9 protein-coding genes, 1 pseudogene and 1 riboswitch are annotated in these 11,694 nt (G+C 64.4%); of the genes and pseudogenes, 3 read left to right on the top strand and 7 right to left on the bottom strand.

Features of this window, described 5'->3' with window-relative positions; translation table 11 throughout:
- Positions 1–713: pseudogene (locus PV760_RS04820) on the bottom strand (HNH endonuclease signature motif containing protein); the annotation flags it as partial.
- Positions 714–838: 125 nt separating this feature from the next.
- Positions 839–3,571, bottom strand: a complete 2,733-nt coding sequence (locus PV760_RS04815; RefSeq protein WP_354627271.1) for a chitobiase/beta-hexosaminidase C-terminal domain-containing protein — start codon at positions 3,569–3,571, stop codon at positions 839–841.
- A 401-nt stretch (positions 3,572–3,972) separates the two neighbouring features.
- Here PV760_RS04815 and PV760_RS04810 point away from each other — a divergent pair, with 401 nt between their 5' ends.
- The gene (locus tag PV760_RS04810) at positions 3,973–5,106 is read left to right on the top strand and encodes an LOG family protein (protein ID WP_181423358.1); all 1,134 of its coding nucleotides are present in this window, start codon (positions 3,973–3,975) and stop codon (positions 5,104–5,106) included.
- A gap of 13 nt (positions 5,107–5,119) precedes the next feature.
- On the opposite strand, the gene PV760_RS04805 is transcribed toward PV760_RS04810, so the two are convergent.
- The 3 genes from PV760_RS04805 to PV760_RS04795 all read right to left on the bottom strand — a co-directional run bounded on the left by PV760_RS04805 (position 5,120) and on the right by PV760_RS04795 (position 8,316).
- Positions 5,120–6,052, bottom strand: coding sequence for a zinc metalloprotease (locus PV760_RS04805; protein ID WP_039240090.1), 933 nt, complete (start codon positions 6,050–6,052; stop codon positions 5,120–5,122).
- 120 nt (positions 6,053–6,172) lie between these two features.
- On the bottom strand, positions 6,173–7,066 hold the full coding sequence (locus tag PV760_RS04800) for a matrixin family metalloprotease (protein WP_354627270.1): 894 nt from the start codon (positions 7,064–7,066) through the stop codon (positions 6,173–6,175).
- A gap of 86 nt (positions 7,067–7,152) precedes the next feature.
- Entirely contained in the window at positions 7,153–8,316 is a 1,164-nt protein-coding gene (locus PV760_RS04795) for a VIT1/CCC1 transporter family protein (RefSeq protein ID WP_035733445.1), read from the bottom strand.
- Positions 8,317–8,554: 238 nt separating this feature from the next.
- Here PV760_RS04795 and PV760_RS04790 point away from each other — a divergent pair, with 238 nt between their 5' ends.
- On the top strand, positions 8,555–8,746 hold the full coding sequence (locus tag PV760_RS04790; protein WP_018777074.1) for a hypothetical protein: 192 nt from the start codon (positions 8,555–8,557) through the stop codon (positions 8,744–8,746).
- On the opposite strand, the gene PV760_RS04785 is transcribed toward PV760_RS04790, so the two are convergent.
- On the bottom strand, positions 8,743–9,042 hold the full coding sequence (locus tag PV760_RS04785; RefSeq protein WP_354627269.1) for a hypothetical protein: 300 nt from the start codon (positions 9,040–9,042) through the stop codon (positions 8,743–8,745). The genes PV760_RS04790 and PV760_RS04785 overlap by 4 nt on opposite strands.
- 16 nt (positions 9,043–9,058) lie before the next feature.
- A riboswitch (SAM riboswitch) is annotated at positions 9,059–9,178 on the bottom strand.
- A 110-nt stretch (positions 9,179–9,288) separates the two neighbouring features.
- Complete coding sequence (locus PV760_RS04780; RefSeq protein ID WP_018777076.1) at positions 9,289–10,824, bottom strand: sodium:solute symporter family protein; 1,536 nt, start codon at positions 10,822–10,824, stop codon at positions 9,289–9,291.
- A 280-nt stretch (positions 10,825–11,104) separates the two neighbouring features.
- On the opposite strand from PV760_RS04780, the gene PV760_RS04775 reads away from it, so the two are divergent.
- Positions 11,105–11,680: a helix-turn-helix domain-containing protein gene (locus tag PV760_RS04775; RefSeq protein WP_018777077.1), complete on the top strand. Its 576-nt coding sequence runs from the start codon at positions 11,105–11,107 to the stop codon at positions 11,678–11,680.
- The last annotated feature ends 14 nt before the right edge of the window (positions 11,681–11,694 follow it).

The raw sequence follows: 11,694 nt of genomic DNA, 5'->3' as shown, positions 1-11,694 counted from the left end.
CCGGTGTGGAGGGCGTCGGCGAGTCTTTGACGACGGGCCGGGATTTCCTGGCCGGTTATTCCGGCCCCGGGCAGGACCTCGTTCGCGAGGGCGAGCCGGCGCCGTGCTTCGCCGATCCCGATCCGCAACCGGGCTCGGAGGAACTCCGCCGCGTTCCGGTACCCATCATCCAAAACACTGCCACCACCACCATCACCATCAGCAGCAGCAGCCGGGACGGAGTCACCGCCGACGCCACCTTCTGACTCACCGGCTGGTTCTGTCCACCCCGTCCGCCATTCCTGGGCGCCGGACGCCGGGGACTGTCCAGGCTGCTGTGCCGGCGCCGCACGCTGCGCCTCCGTCCGGGTCCGCTCCACAGCCTGCGCCGCAACGACTTGCACGTACTCAAGGGCCCGGGAAATCTCTTCGACCGATCCTGCGAAATCTGCGGCTTCCGTGAAGTCAAACAGCCGTGTCTCCTCGGCCGCGAGTGAACGCACGGCCGCCACTGCTGCAGCACCCAATGCCAGCGATTCGGCGAGTCCTGCAGCTCCAGAGCGGCCCTCAAATGACATACCGCCGGTTGGCCGCACGCCAGGCTCGCTGCCGGTCAGCGCGGCGGCGAGTGACGCCGTCGAACCTGTTTTCTCGCTGTGGCGGACGCGTCGGGGCAGGACTTTGGCGCCGGGCGAACCTGCCCGCCGCGCCAAAACATCCCCAATGCTTCCCATGCATCAACCCTGCCAGGAGGGTCTGACATTTTTGGCAGCCCACCCCGGACAGGCTCCGGACATGGCTGACGCGGGCCGAAGAGTCTGGGGGAAAACTCCGACCCGCGCCAGGTCCATGGGGTTGGCTAGCCGATGATCTTCATGGTCTGCCAACCGGTGCCGAGGCTAGTGGGCGGGACGTTGCTGAATGTCCCGTTGCCGCTGCCTGGGTAGAGCCACAGGGTGTCTCCGATGCGGCCGATGACGTCGTTCTTGTTATCGCCGTCGAGGTCCCGGGGGCCTGCGATCGATGTTCGGTTGTCCCAACCCGTGGAGATTTGCTTCCATGCGAGCCATCCGCGGGTTCCATCGCCGGGGTAGAGCCAGAGGGCGCCAGTATCCGAACGCCTGGCCAGCACGTCTCCCGTACCATCTCCATTAAAGTCCCCGGTGCTCAGAATTGCATTCATAACATTCCAGCCGGTTCCAATCGTGATTGGCGTCCGGAGCCCGCCGCTGCCGTTGCCTTCGTAAAGGCGCAGATCGCCGGTGCTCCGCCTGGCGATCAGGTCAGGGATTCCGTCGCCACTGAAGTCGCCCGGGGAGAACAACTGGCTCATGGTGCTCCATCCGGTGCTCACCTGGACCCTGGCGCCGAAGCTGCCGGCGCCGTCGCCCGGGTAGAACCACAGGACGTCACCTGCACGGGCCAGCAGGTCCGGTTTGCCGTCCCGGTTGAAGTCGCCGGGGGTTATGGTGTCGGTGATCGTGGACCATGCAGGTGCCGCCAAGGCCGTTTGCCGCGGCCCCAGACCGCCTCCGCCATTGCCCGGGTAGAGGTACAGGTTGCCGGCAGTATCGGAGGACAAGACGTCGGCCTTGCCGTCGCCGTTGAAGTCATGGGACGACGGCGGCCCGGCTGCGGGAACGCTGTACGTCTGGGTTCCAATGGGTGAGGTGTTCCCTGCAGCGTCCACACCGATGTACTTCAGGGTCAGCTGTGATGTCCCCATGACAAGCGGAGCCGAATACTTGAAGTTGGTGGCAGACTCCGTAGCCGTGGGGCTGCTGCCGTCTGTGGTGTAGTAGATGCTTGCGCCTGGTTCATCGGCGGAAAGCGTGATGGTTGCCCCGCTGGCCAGCGCACGGCTGGTTGGATTCGCCGTCACCACAGGCGCCCGCGTGTCAGGCGGAACGTTGTAGGTCTGCGTGACGACATCGGAGACGTTTCCGGCAGGATCCGTGGCGAAGAATTTCAGGGTCATCGGATCCGGGCCTGCGAAGACAATCGGCGTGGAGTAGACCAATCCTGCAGTGAGGGGATCGCTGCTGTCCTTGGTGTACTTGATCACGGAGTTTGCCTCGTTGGACGTAAGCGTGATGCTGGTGCCCGGGGCGTAGGCGCCGCCCAGCGGGTTGGCCGTCACCACAGGCTTGGTCACGTCCGGGCCGGTGGAGTAGCTCTGCGTCACGACGGCCGACGGATTGTTCGCAGCGTCCACGGCGAAGTACTTCAGCGTCAGTGGACCATTCACGGTGATCGGCGTGGCATATTTGGCACTCGCGGTGGTGGGGGTCGTCCCGTCCAGCGTGTAGAAGATCGTCGCAGGTTCGTTCGCGGACAGGGTGACCTTTTGCCCGATGTCATAGGTGCCGCCGGGCGGTGTCGCCGTCACTTCGGGTGCAACGACGTCGGCCGTGATGTGGGCCTCGAACTCGGACAAGCCGATGTTCGTGGTGGAGCCGCTCACGGAGGTGATGTTGAAGCGGACCGAACTGACTGTCCGTGCCGGGAAGTTCACTGTGAGTCCCGAACCGTTGTTGGGCAGGGCGCCCACTGGCACGGTGCTGCCATCCGGGAAGGCCAGGTTGCCGCCGGTTACCTGGTCGCTGAGGATCGGCCGGTCAAAAAGCGTCACGGCGTTGATGGTCCGGGCAGGGGAGAAGTTGTACTGGATCCAGCTGCCTGCCTTGCCGCCGTTGGTGACCCATTCGCGGTTGGCGTCCATGGGCGTACCCCATGCGTACCCGTCGCGGGCCTTCTCGGGGCTCTGCCCCGAGGCCTTCTGCGAGGAAGCGCTCACTGTTGTGCCTGCTGATTTGGCAGCATTGCCCGTCCACTCGATGGCCGTGATGTACTGCCGTTTGAGCCAGTCGCTGTAAGGCGGCGCCGGGCAGGGAGTGTCGCAGAGGTATTTATCGAAATCGGCGAAGCGCACAAAGGTGTTGACTTTGTTGGTCAGGTCCGCGCCCGTCACATTCTGGGCGTATTCATCGATTACATAGGCGTCGTATGCAGATGCCGTATGGGGTCCCGTGTAGGCCCTGCTGGCCAGCTGGGCAAACTTTGCCGTGGCCCAGTGATCGCTGTGGTCGTAGGGGTCCTGGTAATTTCCCGTCCAATCCTGGGTCCGGAAGGTGGTGGGTTGGTAATTGGCCACCAGCTGGTTCAACGTCGTCTGGAATTGCGCCTTGGTAAACGCTGCGGCACCGTCAACCGGGCGGATGGAGCTGAGCCGGCCGTCCCACAGTTTCAGGATGCTCTGGCCGTTGTAGCGGCTGCTGCCCCTCCCATCCGGGAAGCCATCCGGAAGCCGCATGAAAACGACGGAAACGTTGGGTGCCGCATTCAAGGTCTGAAGGGTGAGGGGTCGGCCCGGAACGCCCGCGTCGGAGGTGGTCCAGGCATCGGCTACGCCCGCCATTTTCGCGTAGCTTGCCCTGATTCCCGCTTCCAGGCTGTTCCAGTATGCAGCCCCTTCACCGGCTTCACCCGCCGTTGCGTACACGGTCTGCACGCAGCGCTTGGACTGGATGTCACGCATGAAATCCGGACTGATGAAAATCAGGTCATCATCGGTGTGGGCCACTATCTGCATGGCGCCGCCTGTGCCTGGGCACGGCGGGACCGCAGCAGCGGCAGGCGCCGCCATACCAACGGTCAGGGCAGAAAAGGCAACAGCGGAACCCAGCAGGAAAACAAGGATTTTCCGGAAAAGGGAACGGGTGCTGAACAGGGTGGAATGAGTATGACGCCGAGCGTATTTTGGACGGTCCACAACCATGCTCCTCGAGCAGATGTTGGGCCCCCCAGCCGGCAAATTTACGACGCCCCCGGGACGTCATTGCGGAATTCAGTTGGGTACTGCCATTGCCTTTCATGATTCGAAAGTGGAGCAGTGATCGATACTGTACTCCTCGGCGAAATACATGGCTAGGGTCCGGGCCCCTCCCTTCGAAATCCCGGCGGTCCGCATAAACCCCGCATTACGCTGAATTCATGAACCGCACCGCAGCTTTGAACCCAAGTCCTCGAACACTCGACGTCGAAAGCGTGGTTCATTTCGATCGGCTGGTCAGTGCCGGAGCCCGGTCAATGCACGGTTGGCACGCGCAGTCGTTGGACCTTCGCGGCTACTCGCGCCAGCTCAAAGCGATGGATCCGCAAGGTGCCATCTTCCTCGGCTGCACCTTCGACACCGGCGTGGAAGAAAGTCTGCGAAGCCGTGGCGCGCTGATCTTTCCGAAGCTGCTGGGTGTTCCCTTTGACCCGTACCGCGGCACTCTCTACACCCCGGCGGAGCTCTACCGGGACATCCCGGCTACTGAGTACGAGTCCACCCTCGACGCGCAGGTCTACCAGTGGAGCATCCTGCCCGGCCAGCGTCAGAGCCTCGACGCCACGCTCGCCGCAGCGCTGCACGATCACGCCATAGGCGACGCCCTGGACGAGGCATTGGATCAGGGCCCCTTCGCAGGAAGCAGGATTGTGGGAGTCATGGGCGGCCATGCCGCCCAGCGAGGATCCAGGGAATTCGCCGACGCCGCCCGGCTGGGCAGCCTGCTCGCCCAAGCCGGCTTCGCCGTCGCCACGGGCGGGGGTCCCGGTGCCATGGAAGCGGCCAATATGGGCGCCTACTTCAGCGGAAGGCCCGACGCCGAACTGCAGGCGGCCCTTGCGACCCTCGCCGATGTCCCGGGGTTCAGGCCCTCGGTGACGGCTTGGGCGCGTCAGGCGGCGGCCGTCGTCGAACATTACCCGCAAGGCACCCCGACCCTCGGCATCCCTACCTGGTTCTACGGGCACGAGCCGCCCAATCTGTTCGCCACCCACATCGCCAAGTACTTCGCCAACGCCATCAGGGAAGCCATCCTGTTGGAAGTCTGCAACGGCGGGATCGTGTTCCTGCCGGGAGCGGCAGGCACGGTGCAGGAAATTTTCCAGGACGCCTGTGAGAACTACTACGGCGCGCCCGAAACCATTACGCCCATGGTCCTGGTGGGCCGCGAACACTGGGAACGGACCTTCCCGGCGTGGCCTATGCTGCAGAGCCTGGCCGCCGGGAAGCCCATGGCGGAGCGTATCTTTTTGGTGGACACGGTGGAGGATGCGCTCGCGGTGTTGGCCCGATAAGACACAGCCCGGATCAGAAGTCTTTGCTGCAAGGACCTGAACCCAGTTCCGCGAGCCCCGTCAGGTCGCCTGCGGCATATTCCCGTACCCACGATGCCTGCCCGAACATGAGTTGCCGGGGATCGTCCACGTGGTCCAGGCCCACCAGGTGTCCGAGCTCGTGCATGATGACTGCCACGCCGATGTCCTCCCCGTCCGGGGTGTCCACGATCCCGGCAAACTGTGGCGCATCCAGTGAGACTGTCCCGGTCACGTACGCCTTGTAGCCGTTGCTCAGGCCAATGGAGGAGCTTCCGCCCAGACCCACCGTCTGCCCGGTCAGGCGCGGTACCTGCTCCGGGGTACTCCAGGCGATCAGCACCGGCGCCCAACGGTCCCCGTATCTGGCCGGCTGGTATCCGGAACGGTTGGGGGAGGGAACCTCGGAACTCGGCCCGTCGTAAATGAATCTCAACCCCGTAGCTCTCCCGGTTTCATGGACAGCCTTCTCCACGAGAACCTGCCAGGAAGCCGGCGCGAGGTCCGAATTCACCACGTAGTGGATGGGCCTGCAGGGCGAGTACGCCAAGGGCGTGCCGTCCTCTTTGACTGCCAGGAACTTGTACGAGCTGCTGGCTTGGACCAGCGGGGGCGGCGTGCCGAGGGGCGCGTCGGCTTCTTCACGTCCGGGCAGGGGATCGTCCCGTTGTCCGAAGGGTGCCAGCCCGGGACGTGGCGGCTGGCTCTGGCTTTCCGATGATCCGTAGAGGAATTGCTGCAGCTCTCCGCCGAAATAGGCTCCGGCGCACACGAGCCCCAGGATGCCCAGCAGGAACAGGATGGCGGCGACGCTGCTGTGCTTGATCGGCGGGCGGGGCTCAGGCGGCTCGTGCGGACCCGAAGGCGGAAGGTAATGGGGCCGGGGAGGATCCGGGTCCGGCCACTTGGACGACCCATAAGGTTCCATGGAACCCCCTGACGTGGAGGCCGCGGACGGGCGGTGGGGCGCCGCCGTCGGCCGTATTCGCCAGCATAAGTCCAGTGTCCCCGTGAGTCCATGGCCTTCGTACCCAACGCCGGAAAGCTGCTAGATGTCCTTGCGGCAGGGGGCTGATGCCAGGAGATGGAGGCCGTTCAGGTCACCGGCGGCCAGACCGTCCGGTGCCCCGATTTCCGGGTACATGAGCTGGATCGGATCGTCCACATGGTCCAGTCCCATCACGTGTCCCAGCTCGTGCTGCATGACGGCAAGGACGTAGTCCGCACCGCCGGGATCGGCCAGAAGTTCCGCGATCTGGGGTGTGTCCAGCTCCAGGCTTCCGGTGATGTAGCTTTTGGGGCCCTTGTCCAGCGAATACATGGTGCTGCCGCCCGTGCCGATGACCTTCCCTTCAAGGGCCGGTGCCACTTCTGGTGTGGTCCACGAGATCAGCAGGGGAGCCCACCGGTCGCCGTAGCGGTTGGGTTGGTAGGGCTCGCGCCGGTCCGCGGGTTGTTCGTCGGTTGTTCCGTCGTTGACGAACCGGATGCCTGAGGCTGCAGAGATATTGGCAATGGCCGTCGCCAGGAGGGGGTCGGTTCCTTCGGGAGCGGAGGCGTTGTTCACCACGTAGTGCAGCGGCCGGCAAGGGGAATAGCCCACCGGGGTGCCGTCGTCGTTCATGGCCAGGAACTTGTACGAATCATTGGTGGTGCCCGGTGCCGTCGGCGAGGCCAGCGGGGCGTCAGCTTCCTCAAGTCCCGGCGGTGGTGCGTCCGGAATGCGGGCCGAGGTGGGCTGTATCTTCCCGGTTTGCGGGCCGCCCGGGACGCTGACGCCCGGGAACAGTGCCGTGATGCGGGGGTCGCCATTCAGGAACCAGGACACCAGCACAGCGACCGTCGCCGCAATGAATGCCATCAGCAGGCCGAGCAGAACGCGCTGGGTTGTTCCCGATCGCCGGTGCTTCGGCGCGTGCGTAGCTTCCCGCTCCCAGTCCACGGTTCTCCATTCCTCAGGCCCTTGGTCACGCGGGGCAGCGCGGAGGACGAACCAACATTACGGTCTGCCGGGGGAGCAGTCCAAACTCAGACGATCGCCGCGCCGAACAGCAAACCGAGACCGTAGGTGGCAGCAGCTGCTCCGAGCCCGATGGCCAGTTGCCGCAGGCCGCGGCTGAGCGGCGACGTACCGGACAGCAAACCCACGACGGCGCCTGTCGCCAGCAGCGCGATGCCCACCAGGACTCCGGCCACCAGGAGCGCGGCCATACCCGTCATCCCGAAAAGGAAGGGCAGGATCGGAACGATGGCTCCCGAGGCGAAGAAGCAGAAACTGGACAGCGCCGCGCCCCACGCCGAACCCACCGATTCATGCTCATCGGCCACCGGCTTCTCGGGCTGCAGGGAGAGGCTGGGATCGCAGTCGCAGCTGAACAATCCCATGCGCTCGGCTGCCCGGTGCTCGGCGGCTTCGCGGGTCATGCCGCGTGCCAGGTACACGAGGACCAGCTCGTTGTGGTCGATGTCCAGCGACGGGGCTGCGGTGAGGGTGGCCTGGGTGGGGAGGGTGGCATTGAGCAGTTCGCGTTGCGAGCGGACGGAGACGTATTCGCCGGCACCCATGGACAGTGCGCCGGCCAGGAGCCCTGCAACGCCGCTCATGAGGACGACGGAACTCGGTACACCCGTCGCGGCCATGCCCATGACCAGCGACAGGTTGCTCACCAAACCGTCGTTGGCGCCGAAAACTGCAGCACGGAAGGTACCCGAGAGCCGGTTGCGTCCACGGGTCGCCAGGCCCCGGACTACTTCCTCGTGGATTTGTTCATCGGCCACCATCGCGGGGGTGGCGGCCGGCTCGGTTCCGTAGGGGGAGCGGCCCTCTGCACGTTGCGCCAGGGCCAGGACGAAGACCGAACCGAAGTTGCGGGCCAGGAACCCCAAGAACTGGCTGCGGGCGGAAGCTGCCTTGGGCATGCCTGCGTGCTCACCCAGGAGTTTGAGCCAGTGCGCTTCATGCCGCCCTTCGGCTTCGGCCAGAGCCAGCAGGATCTGCCGTTCCTCGCCGTCGCGGCGCTGGGCGAGTTCGCGGTAGACCGCAGCCTCGGCGCGTTCATCGGCAAGGTACTGCCGCCACCGCCTGATGTCCGACGCAGTGGGTGCTGCCGGGTCTGCGGTGTGGTGGAGGGCTGCGGGTTCGATTGCGGGGTCCGGAGCGGGGCTCGACGAACTGTGGGATTCCTGGTGCATCTGCACTTTATCTCCTGTGCTGGGTGGGGTAGTTGCGGCCCCATTGCACGCCCCACACTACCGCTTATTTGCAGGGTTTTTTGGCTGGTATTCCTTAGCTGGAATGTTCGGTGCACCGTAATTTCCGGCTCTGCTTGACCCTCGCTTTGGCCGGTGCTCAGATGGAAGGACAGGGGCGGGGAGCCTCCCCGCACTCGGTTAGCGGGCTCTTACAGGCCCACGGGACGGAGGTTGCACCATGGACACCACCGAATCACACGCCAAGTACCCGGAACGCACCACCATCGAGTCGGACCCGGCCTACGACTACGCCGAAGACCAGGAAGTGGACGAGCCCTGGGTTGAGGAAGTGGACGCCCCCGAGGACGATGAACGGGTGGTGCCGATCGATGAGACCGAGGAATTCCGTGGGGAGGAAGAGGAAATCTAGTCCTCGTCCCGGCTGCCGAGGGCGAACAGGCGCGGCTGGCCATCCCGTTTTCCTGTCGCGGCCACAGTAACCGTCAGGGTCCGGGACGCCCCGCACCACGTTGAGGGCCGGACGGCCTGGGCCAGCGCTTTGGCGATCTGCTGCGGATGGGGATGCCGGAAGAACAGGGTTTCCTTCCTGGCCACTATGGTGACCGTGCCCAGGTAAAGGTCGACGGCGGGGATCACCGTGACGGTCCGGGCTTCGGTTTGGCCGGAGGTGCTGTGGGCGTGGCTGGTATCGCTCTGATACGGCAAGGTGCTGCTCCTGTGGAGAGTGCTCTTGCCCGCTCGGTTGTCTCAGGTCCGGGACGGGCCGCTTCCTCATCCGAACCACCCGTGAACATGGGGTTGGTGCATGGCCAGTCGGAGCTTGGCGCCACATCTCTTGAAGCTGGGACAACAGTACCGCACCTGAGGTTGTGAAGGCCTTATTGCCGGGGACAAAACGACGGCGGTGCTGCCCCCGTGAAGGGGGCGGCACCGCCGTCGGGTATTGCCTGGTTACTTGCTGCTGCCCACCGGGTGGACTTCCGGCGGCAGTTCCTCGGAGATGGCGCCGGCTACGCGCTTGTCCCAGGCCTCGCGGACGGCTGCGTCCGTGGGCGGAGTCAGCAGGGAGACCACGACGTAAACCACCAGAGAAGCACCGAGGCCCCAGTAGATGGGCTCGTTGGCGTAGACGCCGTCTTCGCTCGGGATGACACCAACCGCGTACATGATGAGCAGGGCCAGTGTCAGAACTGAGCCGACTGCCATGGACCATGCAGCCGCGATGCCCGTTCCGCGCTTCCAGACCAGGCCGCCGAGAATGGCGACCAGGAGTCCGCCTACCAGGATGTCGTAGGCGATGGTCAGGGCAACAACGACGTCCTGCGCTGCCATGGAAATCAGGACGGCAACGATGCCCAGGCCCAGGACCCAGTAGCGGTTAGCCTTGACGTCGTGCTCGGGGTTTTCCGTGTCGTCGGTGTTGATCGTCTTGCCGAACCAGCTGGCCACGAACGGGACAACGTCTGCGCGGGCCACCGTGGCGGCGGCGATCAGGGCGCCCGAAGCGGTTGACATCATCGCAGCCACAGCCGCGGCCATCACCAGTCCGCCGATGCCGACGGGCAGGATGTGGGTTGCCACCTCTGCGTAGACAACGTCCTTGCCGAGGTTGGCGACATCGATGTCCGGGAGGGCGACGCGGGCAGCCAGGCCGATCAGTGCGCCGGCGATGCCGTAGAGGATGCAGTAAACACCGGCGGTAGCTCCGCCCCAGCGTGCAACGGTGGCGGTCTTGGCGGTGAAGACGCGCTGCCAGATGTCCTGGCCGATCAGGAGGCCGAGGGTGTAGACCACGAAGTAAGTGATGATTGTCTGGACGCCGATGCCGTCGATCTGGAAGAAGCTGGCGTCCAGGCGCTCACGGATGCCGTCCATTCCGCCGGCTGCGTTCAGGACGAACGGCAGCATCAGGAAGAAAATGCCTACGGTCTTGATGAGGAACTGCACCTGGTCTGCCAAGGTGATGGACCACATGCCGCCGATGGTGGAGTAGACCAGCACGATGGCGCCGCCGACGGCGATTGCCAACCAGCGTTCCCAGTCGAAGAGCACCACGAAGATGGTGGCGTAGGCGCCGGTGGACGTGGCGCAGAGCATGAGGGTGTAGGCCAACATCACGATTCCGGATGTCTGGGTGGCTTTGCTGCCGTATCGCAGGCTCAGCATTTGGGAGACCGTGTAGATCTTCAACCGCTGGATGGTGCCGGCGAACAGGAGGCTAAGGAGCAGCACGCCGGAGCCGATGGCCACCACGAGCCACATGCCGGAGATGCCGAACTTGTAGCCGAGGCCCACGCCGCCCACGGTGGATGCGCCACCGAGGACCACGGCGGCCATGGTGCCTGTGTAGAGGAAGGGTCCCAGGCGGCGGCCGGCCACCAGGAAGTCGCTGTTGTTCTTTGTGCGGGACTTGCCCCACCAGCCGAAGGCCAGCATGGCGAGCAGGTACACCACCACGATTGCGATATTAATAGCCGAAGATTCCATGAACGGTCCTTGGAGCTGATGCACGGAGGTTGGGGTTTTCGACGATACTCCTGCGATGCGTCGAAGTCTCTGTGCGGATGATTGGAGATTTGGGTTTGGAGCTTGGGGATGTGTTGTGTGCCTCACAGACAACACTTGTTGCCTATGAGGATATGTTGTGATCGGAGTAACAGTCAAGATCCTTTGGACTTGGTTACGCCCGCAGTGGCCCTGTTGGCGTGCCTCCCGGCTACTATTGCTCCAATGACAGGGCCACATGACAGGCCTGAAAGGTTCGTGAATGAAGGCTCTACCCGTTGAACCGAGCAATGTTCCCGTTGCCATCGGTTCCAGAATCCGCGCAGCCCGGCAAGCGCAGCGCCTCACCATCGAGCAGGTTGCGGACGCTACCGGGTTGACCAAAGGCTTCCTGAGCCGCGTGGAGCGCGACCTGACATCGCCGTCGGTTGCTTCCTTGGTGACCCTCTGCCAGGTTCTGTCCGTCTCCGTCGGCGACTTGTTCGCCGCGCCGGAGACCCATCTGACGCGTCGCGACGACGGCCCCAGGATCTCGCTGGGCGGCCAGGGCATTGTGGAACGCCTGCTGACCGCACGTTCCGAGCGGCGCCTGCAGATACTCCAAGCCACCATCGAGCCCCGCGGGCGCGGCGAAAACGAGCTTTACGCGGTGGACTGCGACGTGGACGTGCTGCATGTGGTCAAGGGCCGCATCAAGCTCATCCTGACCAACGAAGAATACGACCTTGAGGAAGGGGACACCCTCTCCTTCCCGGGCCGCGAACCGCACACGTGGATCAACCCGACGGACGAAACCGTGGAAGTGCTCTGGGTGCTGGTGCCCGCAGCAAGCCGGTAGTTTTCCCTCCCGGC

It is taken from the genome of Paenarthrobacter sp. CC6 (assembly GCF_040560085.1).
GTDB lineage: Bacteria > Actinomycetota > Actinomycetes > Actinomycetales > Micrococcaceae > Arthrobacter > Arthrobacter nicotinovorans.
This window is presented reverse-complemented; position numbering and strand designations above follow the sequence as displayed.